Source organism: Paraburkholderia sp. IMGN_8 (assembly GCF_038050405.1).
Classification (GTDB): Bacteria; Pseudomonadota; Gammaproteobacteria; order Burkholderiales; family Burkholderiaceae; genus Paraburkholderia.
This window is the reverse complement of record NZ_CP150901.1, coordinates 944,780-959,662: the sequence shown is the minus strand read 5'-3', so window position 1 is coordinate 959,662 and position 14,883 is coordinate 944,780. Positions and strand designations below refer to the sequence as shown.

The window sequence follows — 14,883 nt, the reverse complement described above, 5'->3', positions numbered from 1 at the left end:
CTGGAACGCCGGTGTAGACACCGTCTGGCCATGCAAGTCATCGACTGGCGATGACGACGCTGCACGTGACCGTCAGTCGACTGTAATTTTGTTACTGCCGGTCCGGTTGAAAGCTCTGCTGACCCGTGCAAGCCTCGCAAAGCTTTCCCCGAAATACGACCGCCGGGATGATCAGTGCGCCGCGCCCAGAACTGGCGCCTCAATTCCCGCGTCGGATGGTCGCGCGAGGGATGGGCACGATAACGCCGCCTGCCCCGTTCCGCCGTGCACCGTCGTTGACCTTGCTGACAAGTCCCGCAGGCCCGCGGCGATCTGTGCAGCGAGAGTCTGTATTGCGCGCCGGTGCCCCTCGACGAGCGCCTCATAGCCCGCGGACACGTGCTGACTGACCAGGCTACGGCAGACCAACGTTTGCGACGCATTCGACGCCCGTATGCTCCATACGACGTCGATCAACGCGTGTGACGCTGGCCACGACTCGAAACGCTGCACGTCGGCCGAAATCTGGTACACAGGAACGTTGTCGCTTCGTGTGAACTCTTTCGCGTCAAGCGCGCCCGCCTGCCGCGCCACGGCCACGAGCAGTGCATTGTGGATTTCATCGGCAACCGGCGACGCCCAACGATCGTCTTCCAGGATTTTGACCTGGGCCGTGTTCACCTGTACGACCAACTGGCTCCTCGCGACGGACGCAGGCACTTTCACCTGACGCATGTCGATCAGATAGGACGGGTGCGTGGTACCGATTTCGATTGCGGATTCGTCACCTGTGCCGAGTGTGTAAAAACGCCCTGGCGGGGAAGAACAGGCCCCTAGCGTGGCCAGCCCAACGGCAGCCACCGCCCACAGCATCGCGCATCGCGCGGAGAACCGGAATCGCATCATTGTTTATCTCCTTTCTTGCCGAACAGCAGCGCTTGGGGATGACGTTCCAGATAGTCGGCGAGCGCGTTGAGGGATTGCAGCGTGCGCGTCAATTCCTGCATCGCATCCTGGACGTCGGCCTGCATCGGCGCGGTCTGACGGAGCGTCGATTCGGCGGTACTGAAGGTCTTCTGCGCGGCAGCCAGCGTGTCCCGGGCTTGCGGAACGACCTCGCTGTCCATGTGCCCGAACAGCCTGCTGGCGTTTTCAAGTGCGCCGTTCAGATTCGCTCCGATCTTGTCGAACGGTACCTGGTTCAGCTTCCTTGCAATGTCCGCGATCTGAACCTGAAGCTCGTCGAGCGTGTTGGGCACGGTCGGCAGTTCGATCGGGTTTTCGCGCACGTCGACGGTCGCTCGAGGCGCTTTCGGGAACATGTCGAGCGCGACATAGAGCTGCCCGGTCAGCAGGTTCCCCGTTCGCAGCTGGCCCCTCAGCCCTTCGGAGACGAGGTGTTGCAGCAACTCGTGGCCGCCGGCTGTGTCCGGAGCGGGTAGCGCCTCGCTGGAGCGCCGGCTGAGCCGGTCGGGATAAAGCGCCATCGACACCTTCATACTGAATGTCTTCTGCTTTTCGTTGTATTCAATCCCGATCTCCGTAACTTGCCCCAGCGCAATTCCGCGAAGGTCGACGGGCGCGCCCACAGACAGTCCGCGCAGCGACTGGTTAAAGCGCATTACCACATTGAGTGGCTGACCGTCGGGCTCACGCATCGCGTCTGACTCGTCGGATGCCAGTCGAAACTCGGCCTTGTCGGCAGCGGGTTGTCCTGCGTCCTGCCCTGGTGGCATCTGGAATGCCAGTCCACCGACGACCACGGTCGCCAGAGATTGCGTATTGAGCTTGAGACCGTTGGAATCGAGACGAAGATCGACGCCGCTCGCATGCCACCACCGTGTATTGGTGCCGACGTACTGGTCGAACGGGGCGTTGACGAAAACATTGACGATTACTCCAGCACCGTGCGGGTCGAGAGAGAAACCGACCACCTGCCCCACCTGGATACGATGGTAGAAGATGGGCGCGCCGATATCGACCGAGCCCAGCGACTCGCCACGCAGCGTGTACTGATGCCCCGCCTGTCCAGTCGTGACGATGGGTGGATTATCAAGGCCAACAAACGAGGTTTGTCTTTCTGTCGACCGCCCGATGTCAACGCCGATGTACGAGCCAGAGAGCAATGTACCGAGGCCGGAGATGCCGCTGGCACCGACACGCGGGCGAACCACCCAGAAGCGCGTGCCGCGGGTCGCGAACTTCTCGGCCTCCTTGCTCAACTGTATGTTCACGATGACATGCCCGAGGTCCTTCGACAGCGTGATGGTCTGTACCGAACCGATCTCCACGTCCTTGTATTTGACCTTTGTCTTGGCCGCCTCCAGGCCCTCTGCCCTATCGAAAGTGACCGTCACCATCGGTCCCTTCTCCGAAATAGATTTGACCACCAGCGCGGCGCCAATCAGCGCGCAGATTAACGGGATTAACCAGATCAGGGATGGAAGCCAACGTTTTCGCGGCTTGAATGCGGGACTGGGTAGGTTGGGAATATGCATCGCTTGTAAACCGTTTCAGAGATTCGGGTTGGTTTTGGTCATGGGAGCAGCCAAAACCCTATTCATTCATCGCCGCGAAGGACGTGCTGTTTGGAGTCCACGTTGTCCCAGGTCAGCCGGGGATCGAACTGATGTGACGCGAGCATCGTGAGGATCACCACGGCACCGAAAGCGAGCGCGCCCGAGCCTGCAGTGATGACGGCAAGCGAGCCAAAATGCACCAGGGTAACCGTCAGTGCTACGACGAAGACGTCGAGCATCGACCAACGGCCGACGCGCTCGACCAGCCGATATAGACTTGCGCGTTCACGCAGTCGCCAGGCCGAGCCGCGGCGGGCGGCCACGGTGAGAAGCGTGAGAATCACAAGTTTGAGGATCGGCACCACGACGCTGGCAACGAAGACGACGACGGCTAGCGGCCAGTCTCCAGACGTCCAGAAATACGCAACGCCCCCAAGGATCGTGTCGTCCTCGGCGCGGCCCAGCGACGTTGCGTGCATGATGGGCAACAGATTCGCTGGAATGTAGGCAAGAGCAGCGGCAAGAAGCAGACTTACGGTTCGCGTCAGGCTTTCCGGACGGCGTTCGTGCAGGACGGACCCGCATCGCGAGCAGCACTGGCGCGATTGATCTTCGATATGCTTCTGGACGAGTCCGCAGGTATGACAGGCGACAAGCCCTGCATCTCTTGCCGTAACAAAAGCCGTTGACCACGCTTTGTGCGAGCGGAATAGCCCGTTCGGCCCCGCGAGTCTGCGACTGATCTTCTGCCAGCGAATGCCAGCGGGTCGAGAAAGTTTAATTTCGTCGCAAATGTCCCAGAGCCCGCCGAGATCGAGCGTGGCGACCACCGCCAGCATCACGGTCAACGCACCCAGCGCGAAGAGTCCCGGCCCAGGGATCACCTCGGCTATGCTCACCATCTTCACGATTGTGACGAGCACGCCGAGCATGAACACCTCGACCATGCCCCACGGCCGCACGAATTGCACGACTCGCAGCATCCCATTGAAATGGGGCGGCACCTTACCTATGCGAAGCGGGGCCAGCACATATAAAAAGGCGAGCAGTTCGATCAACGGGAAAAGTATTGACGCGCAGAACACCATGATTGCGACGAGGCGCATGTCGCCTGCCCATAGCGACCGCACGGCGCCGAACAGGGTTGCCCTGGATGTCATGCCGCTGGTGTGAAGCTCGATGACGGGGAAAGCCTGCGCAATACAAAAGGTAATTAGCGCCGCAATGGTCAGAGCGCAGGTCCGGTCCAGGGGCAAGTCCGCACCCTCTGCCGCTGTCATACCCGCACCGCAGCGCGAACAACTGGCGACGTGCCCTGTCACCTTCGCAGGCTTGCAAAAGAGCAAATCGCATTCGTGGCAGGCAATCAGTTTCCGATATTCCATGTTGGACGTAGTTGAGATTCCGGTGCCGCTAACGTCGGCGGAGCGCCGGCACTATCTGGCTACAAACGCTGCTCGATTTCGACACCAGACTATTGTTGTTCCGGCTCTTGCTACGGGGAGGGCGACCCCGTTGAACCAGGTCGCCCTCCAGAGCTTCATGGACGCGCAATCATTTGGTTGACGCCGCCTTCTGATCGGCAGGCGGCTCACCCATCGCCTGGAACAGCGCTGCTGTATCGCTCATGCGTTGCCCCGTCGCGCGGACAGAGCTGAGTTGCGCGTTGAGAAAGCGCTGCTCGCTCGCATGCTGCGCCGTGGAAGGCAGCGAGCCGATGCGGTGGCGTGCCACCGTATCGTCGAATGCTGCCCGCGCTGCCTGGGCCGCCGCTTCGGTCGAGGCGAGTGTCTGCGCATCGTTATCCAGGGCGTCCAGCGAATTGGCGACGTCCTGGAATGCCGACAGCACCGTCGACTTGTAGTGCAGAACCGCCGCATCGTACGTATCGATTGATGCGCGGCGTTGCGCGAACAGCGCGCCGCCATGGAAGATCGGCTGCGACAGGCCCGCGCCGATGGCCCACAGCCCGCCCGCTCCCGACAGCAGCGCGGGCCAGCTGAAGCCGCCCCGGCCCATCGAACCGGTAAGCGACAGGCTTGGAAACAGCTGCGCAGTCGCAGCGCCCACGTCGGCAGCGGCTGCCTTCACAGCGGCGTCCGCTGCCTGAATGTCCGGGCGCGAACGCAGCAGATCGGACGGCACCGCGACAGGCACGTGCTCAGGCAGCGCGAGGCTGTCCAGGTCGGGAACGGCCGGCGCGTTATCGGGCGTGCGGCCCATCAGCACCGCAAGTGCGTGCACGGCCGACGCGCGTTGCTGACGCAAGGCGGGCAGCGCCGCCGCAACGGACGCGGCATCCTGCGTCGAAGCGAGTGCCTGTGCGCGCGAGACGGAGCCAAGCGCGTAGCGCTGCTGGTCCTCGTTCGCAGCCTCATTGGCGACGGCAACGAGCCGTTCGGTGAGCGCGATCTGGCGATCGAGCGTGGCCACACTGATCGCCGTGCCGACGATGTTAGCCGCAAGCGCACGCCGCGCCGCTTCGAGTTGATACGCCTGCACGTTCACGCGAGCGGCGCTCGCCTTGTTCGCGTAACGCGTCTGCCCGAACAGGTCGAAGTTGTAGCTCGCGACAAGCTGGCCCGCAAAATAGTTGTATTGCACCTGCTGAGGGCCGAGCCCGGGCACGACGGGCGATCGTGCGCGCTGGACCTGCGCGGTGCCGTCGATTGACGGCATCGTGGATGCGCCGACCTGCGCGCGAAGCTCCTCTTGCGCGGCCGCTAGCGTGCGCTGCGTAGCCATCAGCGTCGGGCTGTTTTGCAAACCCTCCTCTACGAGCCCATCGAGTGCGTCCGAGCGGTAAAGCCGCCACCATTGCGGTACGGACGTGGCGCCAATATCGAACTGCTGGGCAACGCCACCAGCCGCGACCGTCCTCGGCGGCTGCGCCTGTGCGCCGTAATGCTCAGGCGAAGCCATCGCCGGCGGCTCTCCGCTGGGGCCGAATGAGCACGCCGTCAGCGCGAGGGCCACCGCCACGGCGAGGCCGGATGTCTTGTATGCAAAGCTCATGATCAAACCTCCGTATGCTCGACGACGACCTGTTGCATCCCGCGCTCGTCGCGCCGGACCCGGAAGCAGGACGCGTAGAGGGCCGGCAGGAAGAACACGGTCAGAAGCGTGGCAACCGTGATGCCGCCCATCAGCGCGGTCGCCATTGGCCCGAAGAAGCCGGAGCGCAGCAGCGGAATGAGTGCGAGCACGGCGGCGGCAGCCGTCAGCATGATCGGCCGGAAACGCCGCACCGTTGCACCGATAATCGCGTCGAAGCGTCCATGCCCAGCCGCGATGTCCTGATCGATCTGGTCGACCAGGATCACTGAATTGCGCATGATGATTCCGAACATCGCGATCACGCCGAGCAGCGCGACGAAGCCAAACGGCTTGCCGAACAGCAGCAACGCCGCCACCACGCCAATCAGGCCCAGCGGCGCCGTCAGTACGACGATGAACGTGCGCGCGAAATTCTTCAGCTGGATCATGAGCAGCGTCAGCACCGCGATGATCATCAGCGGCATTTCCGCGTTGATCGAAGTCTGGCCTTTGGTGCTCTCCTCGACCGCGCCGCCCACCTGGATGCGATAGCCGACAGGCAGACTGGCGCTCTGTCCGGCGAGCCCGTGCTCGATATCGCGGGTCACGTCGATACCCTGCGCGTCACCGCGCACGTCGGCCTGCACCGTGATGGTCGGCTGCCGGTCACGCTCCCAGATCACGCCGTACTCGAGCGTGTCCCGAATGTGCCCGAGCGAACCGAGCGGAACCGGCCCGTTTGGCGTCGGAATCGCGAGACTCGTGAGCTTGGCCGGATCGACGCGCTCGCTCTTCGGCGAGCGAAGATCGACGTTGATCAGCTTGTCGCGCTCCCGGTACTGCGTGACCGTATAGCCTGAGAGCGTCATGGCCAGGAATCCCGATACGTCCTCCGACGTGACGCCCAGCTCGCGCGCCCGGTTCTGGTCGATCTCGAACGAGATCGAGCGTTCGGCCGGCTCGTCCCAGTCGAACTGGACGTTGCGCGTGCGCGGATCGCCGCGGACCTTGTCGGCAACGTTTTGCGCAATCGAGCGCACCGTCGCGATGTCGTCCCCGCTCACGCGGAACTTGATCGGAAAACCCACGGGCGGACCATTCTCGAGCCGCGCGACACGCGTGCGCACGCCGGGGAATTCCTTCTCCAGTTTTTGATCCAGCCAGCGCATCAGTTCCTCGCGGTTTTCAACGCTCTTCGCGGTGATCACGAACTGCGCGAAGTTCGGCTGCTGCAGTTGCTGGTCAAGCGGCAGGTAGAAGCGCGGCGCGCCCGTGCCGACAAAGTCGACGAAGTGCTCGATTTCCGGCTTGCCGTCGAGCACCTTCTCGAGGCGTTTCGACTCGCGCAGCGTCGCCTCGAATGACGCGCCTTCCGGCAGCCGCAGATCGACCAGCAGTTCCGGCCGCTCCGAGTTCGGGAAGAACTGCTGCGGCACGCGCGTGAAGGCCGCCATCGCGATCACGAACAGCACGCCCGTGACACCGAGCACCAGCCAGCGGCGGTCGATACAAAGCGTGACCCAGCCCGACAGGCGCCGGTAGAAGCCCGTGTTATAGACATCGTGCTCATGATCATGTCCGCCGCCCGCATGGCCCTTGCGCTCCGGCAGCATGTGGAAGCCCAGCAGCGGAACCAGCACGACGGCCGCGAACCAAGAAACAATCAGCGCGATGGCCGACACTTCGAAGATTGAACGCGTGTACTCACCCGTGCTCGATTTGGCGAGCGCGATCGGCAGGAAGCCCGAGACCGTCACGAGGGTGCCCGTCAACATCGGGAACGCCGTACTCGAGTACGCGAAGGCCGCCGCGCGCATGCGGCTCCACCCCTGCTCGAGCTTCACCGCCATCATTTCGACGGCAATGATCGCGTCGTCGACGAGCAGCCCGAGCGCAAGCACAAGCGTTCCGAGCGAGACCTTGTCGAGTCCGATATTGAAGATGTGCATGCACAGCGCCGTCACCGCGAGCACGATCGGAATCGTGATGACCACGATCATGCCCGTGCGCAAGCCGAGCGAAACCAGGCTCACCACAAGCACGATCGCAACTGCTTCGCCGACCGAGCGCACGAACTCGTCAACCGACTGCTTGACCGCGTGCGGCATGCTGGAAACGGGAGCCAGCTTGAGACCGGCCGGCAGTGTCGCCTGCAGTTCAGCCGCTTTGGCGTCGAGCGCCTTGCCAAGGTCGATCACATCGCCGCCCTTTTGCATCGTCACGCCGATGCCGAGCACGGCCTGGCCGCCGACGCGCATCTGCGTCACCGGCGGATCGTCATAACCGCGTTTGATCGTCGCGATGTCGCCGAGGCGGAACGTGCGTTTATTGACGGTGATCAGCAGGTTCGCGAGCGCCTCTGGATCCTTGAACGCGCCGCTCGGCCGCACAAACACGCGGTCGTCCGCGGTCGTAATGGTTCCGACGGGCGCGACCGCGTTCTGCGCGTCGATGGCGTGGGCGAGTTGCGGCGGCGTGATCGAGAGTCGCGTCAATTGCGCATTTGATATCTCGACGAAGATGTGCTGGTCTGGGTCGCCAAAGTAATCGACCTTTGCAACACCGGGTACGCGCAGCAGGACCGTGCGCAGCTTGTCCGCATAGTCGTGCAGTTGCGCGGGCGAGAAGCCATCGCCTTCGAGCGCGTAGATGTTGGTATAAACGTCACCAAACTCGTCGTTAAAAAACGGTCCGACCGTTCCCTTGGGCAACGTCGCCCCGATGTCGCCCACCTTCTTGCGCACCTGGTACCACGTCTCGGGCACTTCCTTGACGGGTGCCGAGTCCTTCATTGCGAAGAAAATCATCGACTCGCCAGGCCGCGAGTAGCTCTTGATGTTGTCGATGAAGGGCGCCGCCTGCAGCTGGCGGCCGATCCGGTCCGTGATCTGCTCCTGCACTTCGTGGGCGCTCGCGCCCGGCCAGTAGGTCTTGATCACCATCGTGCGGAACGTGAACGGCGGATCCTCGGACTGTGCGAGGTGTATATAGCCGATCACGCCAAAAAGCGTTGCCAGGCCAATCAGAAAAATCACGAGCTGTTGGTGGCGCAACGCCCACGATGAGAGATTGAAGCCACTTTCGTCAGCACTTCGCGTAGTGGAAGTGGTGACGGGCGCACTGTCGTGCGCATTTTCACGGTCGCGTACGTTCATGACGGGAAATCCTCCGGATGCAACGGCGCGACCAGCTGCACGTGTTGGCCGGCGCTGACGGCATGCACGCCTTGCAACATGACGCGGTCACCGTCGTGCAGACCCGAACTGACCGAAACCGTGCGTTCGTCGTATCGTCCGATCGTGACAGGGCGCAGTTCGAGCGTGTCGCTGCCGGCACGCACCACCCACACCGCCGGCTCCTCGCCCCGGTGAAACAGCGCGGTCACGGGAATTGTGAAGGTCTGTGCGGCGGACCCGTCGCCGACGGCATCGAACGCGACATTGGCCGTCATGCCCTGGCGCACTTCGGGGCCCGGGGCGGCGAGCGTCAGCTTGACGCGCCAGGTGCGGCTTTGCGGATCTGCCGCGGGCGATACCTCGCGCACACGTGCGTCGAAGGTCTTGCCAGGCAGCGCGGGCAGCGTCACGCGTGCCTTGCTGCCGACCGTCAGCGAGTTCAGGGCCCGCTCGGGTGCGTCGCAGACGATATCCACATCGCCCGTCCAATCGAGGTGATAGATGGCTTGGGTGGCCTGGACGTTCTGGCCGGTATCGGCATCTTCAGACGTGATGACACCGTCATGGTCGGCCACCAGACTGGCGTAACGGAGCTGATCGCTGGCAAGCGCCAATTGCGCCCGGGCCGAATCGCGCTGGGCGAGAGCCGACGCGTACGCGTCCTGAGTCTGTTCCAGTTGCGCCGGCGCGATGAGGTTGGCATGCGCTTGCGCCTGATCGCGGTCGAGCTGCTGTTTTGCATACACGAGGCGATGTTCGGCGGCCTCCAGTTGCGCTTGCGCGTTCGCAAGGTTGCTGCGCAGATCGGTGGGGTCTAGCAGCGCGACGATCTGACCGGCCTTGACGGTATCGCCGATGCGCACCCGCCGTTCGATGACCTTGCCGCCTACCCGGAACGAAAGCGGCGTGGAGTATCGCGCCTGTACCTGAGCGGGCAGCGACGTGCTCACCATGCGTCCATCAGTATGAACGGCGCGGGCAACGACGGGTTTGGGCTCCGGCGCGACGGTTTCACGCTGATGGCATGCCGAAAGCAGGATTGCGCCGCAAGCCGCGATCACGATGTGCGTCCGGTGCGGCGACCGGACGAAGGAAGGCAGGAAGGAATGCATACGCTTACGCGCTAGAGGACCGGAATGTTTCACGATGTTCAAGGCAGATGGTGATCCAGTTAAAAAGTCGCCTCAGGCTGTGCAGACAAGCCGTGCTGGAAAGCACGGCTTGTGTCAGTTCGGGCGCATCAAGCAAACGTTCTTCAGTACGTTAGATTTCCTGCTTATCGCCTGGCATACCGGCGACAGACCATCCCAAATGGGACGCGCGCAATAAGCAAATGGTCGGATCCGCGCGCTTTCATGCTTACGTGCTCTCGTGCCTTTTGGCCTTTACGCCGGCATCGGCGAAAGGCCTTTACAGGTTCTGCACCCGCGCCCACCGGCACATCCGGTTCTTCATTCTTCCGTTGTGCAGGCTGCACACGTGACATTAGACCCATAACTGATTAGATTGTCAATCATGACTTTTAATTCTACAATCAGGTCGTACAAAACAATCATGGAGAGAACATGCCAGACGTCCCGAACCCGCGCGCCAGTCGTCGACGCGCGCAGAAAGCGCCCAGCTCGCCGCGCGAGACCAGCGATGGACGCTATCCGCGAGGCGCCAGGCGCAAGCGTGAGACGCGCGCTCGCCTGCTCGACGCTGCGTTCTGGCTCGTCGCAGAGAAGGGCATGAACAGCGTCACCATCGCCCAGATCACGGAGGCAGCCGACGTCGGCTTTGGCTCTTTCTATAACCACTTCGATTCGAAGGAAGGCATCTTCACGGCGCTCGTCGATTGGCTTTTCGAAGAATTCGCCAATACGCTGGATCGTCTCGCGAGCGGGTTGTCGGATCCGGCGGAGGTGGTCGCTGTATCCGTGCGCCATACGCTCTTGCGCGCCTACCGGGAGCCGGTATGGGGGCGAATGCTCATACGTGAAGGGTTATCCCCGTGCGCGCTGAACAGAGGTCTGGGTCAGCGGTTGCTGCGAGATAGCGAAAGAGGGATTTCGCAAAGACGCTTTGTGGTCGCAGATCAGCTGATGTGTCTGATCTCGGTGATTGGTACCGTCCTGGCCGGGACTGCCGTCGAATTGCACTTTGCTGCCTCGTCCAAGCGGACCGTTCGCGTGCGAAAGATGGCCCCGTCCAAAGAGGAGATATTCGCCGAAAGCACTGCGGCCATTGTGTTGCAGGCGTTTGGTCTCAAACGTATGGAGGCGGAGCGTGTTGCACGGCGTCCGTTGCCCGTTGTCCCCGATCTGCCGACCATCCCAGAAGCTTGATGGCCCGCTATGCAGCGCGGGCAAAGGCTTCACGCGGAAGCCTCCGCTCGCGCAGACGGAATACTGCTGGTGCCACTTGCCCGTCAACCGGCGGATGACTTGCGCTTCCCAGGACGGCGCAACGCGGGTGGGCCGAGCGGCACCGTTCGCAGTCGCGGCTGCCCGCTCCTTCCGGTGCCGTTCAGTTCGGGGAGAGCCCGCATTGCGATATGCTCCGCCTCGGCGCGCTGGAGACCCAGCATCTGCAGCACGACTGCGGCGGTTCGCTCCGCGAAATGCTCACGTTCAGCGCCCAGCCCGTCCAGTACGCCACTCGCGGGCGTCATGAAATGAAGTTGTGCGGCCGCTGCAGCAAGCAAAGTACCCTTGAGCGAAAGCAAACCGACGAACGGATCGGCGATGAAGAAGCGCTTGTCTGCAATGCCCCGTTGAGTATCACGCCACAGCCGCTGTCCCAGACCATGGCGTAGCGCTCGGTCCGAAAGTCCTTCGCGGATCAGAAAGCGTCCCCATAGCGGCTCGCCGCGCGCCCGCATGAGTGTGTGACGAACGGACACCGCGATCGCTTCCGCGGGATCGGGCAGCCCACCCGCGATGACATCGAGCATGTCGGCGTAGTCTTCGAATACCTGCTCGATGAGTGCAGCATAGATCGCGCCCTTCGATTCGAAATGGTTGTAGAACGAGCCGAAGCCCACGTCGGCGGCGGCGGTTATTTCACTAATGGCCACGCCCTCCATGCCGCGTTCGGCCATTAGTCGAAGAGCCGCGTCCAGCAGACGGGTTCGCGTCTCCTCTTTCCGGCGAACGCCCCGCGTAGTGGACCTCGTCGCCGCGACGACCGCAGGCCGCTCCGGCGACGGGGTGCGTTTGGTGACCCTGCGTCCACGGGTATCGAACATGAGAGCTTCAAGATTCGTTTGCGCCATGGCGATACCAGTCAATTCCTATAAAGTGTGCTTGACACGTAGCGGCGACCTAATTCACGCAGTGCCGAAGCGACGATGGCGCTGGCCGGCAGCGCCAGCAGCACGCCGAAAAAGCCGAACAGCCGCCCAAAAACCAGCAAGGCAAAGATGACCGCAAGCGGATGCAGGCCGATGCGCTGACCAACGAACCTCGGGGTAAGAACAATGCTTTCGAGGATCTGGCCGGTGCCATAAACAGCGAGCACCGCGCCAAACCCATACCAGTTGCCGAACTGCAAGAGCGCGGCGAGCAAAGCAAATGCGAGCCCGCTCGCAAAGCCAAGGTACGGGATAAGTACGGCGACCGCGGTGAGGAGTCCGACGGGCAGCGCCATATCCAACCCTACAATTTTCAGTGCAATGGAATAGAACCCGGCTAGCACTGCAATAACCAGCAATTGCCCGCGCAGGTACTGCGACATCATGTGATCTATCTCTCGCACGAATTCGCGCGTCTTGCCGAGCCAGCGCCGGGGCACGAAGCTCTCCATGCGCGCGAATGCTTCAGGCCTGTCGTACAGCAGATAGAAAAGGACTAGCGGCACCAGCACCACGTTGCTTACGACACTGATCATCGCGTCGCCGCTCGTGCGCAGGTACTGCCATACGGCGAAAACGGCCCCGTGCTCGCCCGCCTTTAAATGGGCCGCCAGCGCGTCGCGGATATGGGTCGGATCGAGCGAATAGCTCAGTCCGAGGAAAGCCACCGAAGGTTTCAGCCATTCATCGAACTTCGCGAGCACCAAAGGAGCGCGCTTCATAAGTTCAGGCCCTTCCTTTTGAATCACGGCGAACACCAGCAGTATCAGAAGCGCCACAAGCAAAGCGAACACAGACATCATCAGCAACGCCGCCAGTCCGCGCGGCGTGCGATGGCGTACCAGCCACTCCACGCCGGGCTGCAAGACATAGGCAATCAGCGCCCCAAGGAGAAACGGCGTAAGAACGACTCGCAGGTTCCACAGCAGGACGCCAGCCGCTAAAGCTGCGGCAGACCAGAACAGAGATTGGCGATGATTTACAGTCATAGGCGCGCCTGTCGGCGAGTAAGCTAGTGGCTCATCGCGGCTAGATGGAGAGCCGCGCGCCAAAAGTTTCGCGTGGACCCACTGACCATCCGGCTCCGCAGTCACGAAGAGCGATGTCCGTCAGATGGGCGTCGTTGTGCGAAACGCGTTGGGAGGCCTGGCGTCGATACCTTCCGGCCTCGAGTGATCCTCCGACGTGGGAGGCGCAACCCCATTCCGTAATCGATCCCCGGGTTGTCCGATGATTTCTTTCAACTGCAGGGGAGCGAACGGACACGGTGGCGCAAGAGGTACGGCTGCCACCGGTGGTCCTGGCATCGTCGGCACGATGATCGCTATGACGTGAGGCCTGGGGGTGACTATCGTGCAACCGCTAGTCGTCGCCATGAGGGAGAAAAGGCACACGCAGGCCGAAACGAAAGGCATGCGTTGTTTCATTTTCGTCACGTGTCCAGCGAGCCATTTGGATTGAAATACAAATTCATCTGTTACACCTTTACGGTAGCGAGGCAGCGTTCGATGGTTTTCGACGTGTCCACGCTGCAAACCATTGGTACGATAGACGAGAGTCGCGGGGTGCAACCCTTCGCGATTCCTAGCATATGATATTATTATCATTTTTGCGCACGGCGTCAACTTTGACCCAAAAACTACTTGTGGGCGAGTCACTGCCCAGAAGGCGGATGGTGCGAAGCACTTCAACGCACCTGGCATTGTTTTTCGGCGCTAGCCGCCCGTCGTTCTCTTGTCGCGCAGTCGCTGCTGATCGCATTCTGCTACAAATGTGCTGTCGCGAGCGTTGCCGACGATAAGCCACGCAAAATCGTCGCTGAAATTCGCCTATATGGACCATCGCAGCACAACACTGTCCCCGATCCGAAGCCGCAGTCCACTTGGCGACTGCAGCGAAACCCGTTCGCTGCGGTAGGTTCCATCTTTCTGCAAGCATGAAGAGAAGCTGACGACCGTCATCCAGTCGTATACCTTCCCGTCGGTTGGCAGGGCCATGACACGCTCACGCAGTGTTTTAGGCGCGCGGGCAGTCTCTTGAAGTGCACCGAAATAATGGCACCGTCCGTCCGTCGACCGAAGCACCACCAATCCGCCGTTTTCATTCGTACTCGCTACGCTCTCGACGCTTGCGTCGATCGGCGAATCGCTGGCCGCGTGCGAGCTAGCCACGAACGAAAACAGTAACGCGGCAAACCACCTCTTCATTTGCGATACCTCGTATTAAAAGTCGCCACAGCGCTCAATGCCCCAATCCTGGCGGTTCGCTTACTTTTACGCGGACGCCACTCGGCGCGCGAAAGAGCGCGCGAAAGCCTCGTTGCACATCCAGGCACGCAGGCGATGAGTGCGTGAGAACGCTCCTGAGCGCGACCAGGCGCTCGAGCTCGAGCAGTGCGTCGCCGAGCACATCGATAGCGACATTCGGGTTGGACGCTGTTGCAGCGCTGCGCAGCGCGTGCTGCACGATCTCGTGAATGACTTCGGTTCTCGATTGCCCGCTCATGGACATGATTAGTTGTGCCATAACTGTTCCTGCTTAATAACTGAGCCTGCATACCACTGTCAAACTGCATGGGCAGGTACGCGAGAAAGCTGACTTACCGTTCACACCAGCACCCGGCGAGCGCGAACGCCCGCTAAGCCCGACAGGCGGGAGGGAAACGATTCGTAAAAGCAACGAAACAGAGCACGGGAAGCTGCTCAACTTGCTGAGCCGGCGAACAACCCGGTACGTGTCTCAGATGCGCAGTGCAGTATATGCACATCGGGCAGTCATTCGATCGCTGGAATTCTTAGTTGCGAAATTGTCAATACGCGGTCGACCCGATATCCGAACC

11 protein-coding genes are annotated in these 14,883 nt (G+C 61.7%); 2 read left to right on the top strand and 9 right to left on the bottom strand.

The window, feature by feature from the left end; genetic code table 11:
- Positions 1 to 171: 171 nt before the first annotated feature.
- The 6 genes from WN982_RS25605 to WN982_RS25580 form a co-directional block, all read right to left on the bottom strand.
- Positions 172 to 885, bottom strand: a complete 714-nt coding sequence (locus tag WN982_RS25605; protein ID WP_341318426.1) for a PqiC family protein — start codon at positions 883 to 885, stop codon at positions 172 to 174.
- A complete protein-coding gene (locus tag WN982_RS25600) occupies positions 882 to 2,477 on the bottom strand; it encodes an MlaD family protein (RefSeq protein WP_341318425.1) in 1,596 nt (531 codons plus the stop codon). The genes WN982_RS25605 and WN982_RS25600 overlap by 4 nt, the downstream gene beginning before the upstream one ends.
- 62 nt (positions 2,478 to 2,539) lie before the next feature.
- Complete coding sequence (locus WN982_RS25595; RefSeq protein WP_341318424.1) at positions 2,540 to 3,883, bottom strand: paraquat-inducible protein A; 1,344 nt, start codon at positions 3,881 to 3,883, stop codon at positions 2,540 to 2,542.
- A 169-nt stretch (positions 3,884 to 4,052) separates the two neighbouring features.
- A complete protein-coding gene (locus WN982_RS25590; RefSeq protein ID WP_341318423.1) occupies positions 4,053 to 5,513 on the bottom strand; it encodes an efflux transporter outer membrane subunit in 1,461 nt (486 codons plus the stop codon).
- Positions 5,514 to 5,515: 2 nt separating this feature from the next.
- Positions 5,516 to 8,689 carry an efflux RND transporter permease subunit gene (locus tag WN982_RS25585; protein WP_341318422.1) on the bottom strand — a complete coding sequence of 1,058 codons (3,174 nt, stop codon included), beginning with the start codon at positions 8,687 to 8,689 and terminating at the stop codon, positions 5,516 to 5,518.
- A complete protein-coding gene (locus WN982_RS25580; protein ID WP_341318421.1) occupies positions 8,686 to 9,822 on the bottom strand; it encodes an efflux RND transporter periplasmic adaptor subunit in 1,137 nt (378 codons plus the stop codon). The genes WN982_RS25585 and WN982_RS25580 overlap by 4 nt, the downstream gene beginning before the upstream one ends.
- A gap of 34 nt (positions 9,823 to 9,856) precedes the next feature.
- Here WN982_RS25580 and WN982_RS25575 point away from each other — a divergent pair, with 34 nt between their 5' ends.
- Together WN982_RS25575 and WN982_RS25570 are read left to right on the top strand one after the other, a co-directional pair.
- Entirely contained in the window at positions 9,857 to 10,039 is a 183-nt protein-coding gene (locus WN982_RS25575; protein ID WP_341318420.1) for a hypothetical protein, read from the top strand.
- 236 nt (positions 10,040 to 10,275) lie between these two features.
- Positions 10,276 to 11,037: a TetR/AcrR family transcriptional regulator gene (locus WN982_RS25570; protein WP_341318419.1), complete on the top strand. Its 762-nt coding sequence runs from the start codon at positions 10,276 to 10,278 to the stop codon at positions 11,035 to 11,037.
- 83 nt (positions 11,038 to 11,120) lie between these two features.
- Here WN982_RS25570 and WN982_RS25565 read toward each other — a convergent pair whose 3' ends face one another.
- The 3 genes from WN982_RS25565 to WN982_RS25555 all read right to left on the bottom strand — a co-directional run bounded on the left by WN982_RS25565 (position 11,121) and on the right by WN982_RS25555 (position 14,570).
- Positions 11,121 to 11,939: a TetR/AcrR family transcriptional regulator gene (locus WN982_RS25565; RefSeq protein ID WP_341318418.1), complete on the bottom strand. Its 819-nt coding sequence runs from the start codon at positions 11,937 to 11,939 to the stop codon at positions 11,121 to 11,123.
- A 38-nt stretch (positions 11,940 to 11,977) separates the two neighbouring features.
- Entirely contained in the window at positions 11,978 to 13,033 is a 1,056-nt protein-coding gene (locus tag WN982_RS25560; protein ID WP_341318417.1) for an AI-2E family transporter, read from the bottom strand.
- 1,252 nt (positions 13,034 to 14,285) lie between these two features.
- On the bottom strand, positions 14,286 to 14,570 hold the full coding sequence (locus tag WN982_RS25555) for a hypothetical protein (protein WP_341318416.1): 285 nt from the start codon (positions 14,568 to 14,570) through the stop codon (positions 14,286 to 14,288).
- Positions 14,571 to 14,883 lie beyond the last annotated feature (313 nt).

Coding starts and splice junctions, on each gene's coding strand:
- WN982_RS25570 (WP_341318419.1), top strand. CDS start 10,276: ATGCCAGACGTCCCGAACCCGCGCGCCAGTCGTCGACGCGCGCAGAAA.
- WN982_RS25575 (WP_341318420.1), top strand. CDS start 9,857: ATGTTCAAGGCAGATGGTGATCCAGTTAAAAAGTCGCCTCAGGCTGTG.
- WN982_RS25605 (WP_341318426.1), bottom strand. CDS start 885: ATGATGCGATTCCGGTTCTCCGCGCGATGCGCGATGCTGTGGGCGGTG.
- WN982_RS25585 (WP_341318422.1), bottom strand. CDS start 8,689: ATGAACGTACGCGACCGTGAAAATGCGCACGACAGTGCGCCCGTCACC.
- WN982_RS25565 (WP_341318418.1), bottom strand. CDS start 11,939: ATGTTCGATACCCGTGGACGCAGGGTCACCAAACGCACCCCGTCGCCG.
- WN982_RS25595 (WP_341318424.1), bottom strand. CDS start 3,883: ATGGAATATCGGAAACTGATTGCCTGCCACGAATGCGATTTGCTCTTT.
- WN982_RS25580 (WP_341318421.1), bottom strand. CDS start 9,822: ATGCATTCCTTCCTGCCTTCCTTCGTCCGGTCGCCGCACCGGACGCAC.
- WN982_RS25555 (WP_341318416.1), bottom strand. CDS start 14,570: ATGGCACAACTAATCATGTCCATGAGCGGGCAATCGAGAACCGAAGTC.
- WN982_RS25560 (WP_341318417.1), bottom strand. CDS start 13,033: ATGACTGTAAATCATCGCCAATCTCTGTTCTGGTCTGCCGCAGCTTTA.
- WN982_RS25590 (WP_341318423.1), bottom strand. CDS start 5,513: ATGAGCTTTGCATACAAGACATCCGGCCTCGCCGTGGCGGTGGCCCTC.
- WN982_RS25600 (WP_341318425.1), bottom strand. CDS start 2,477: ATGCATATTCCCAACCTACCCAGTCCCGCATTCAAGCCGCGAAAACGT.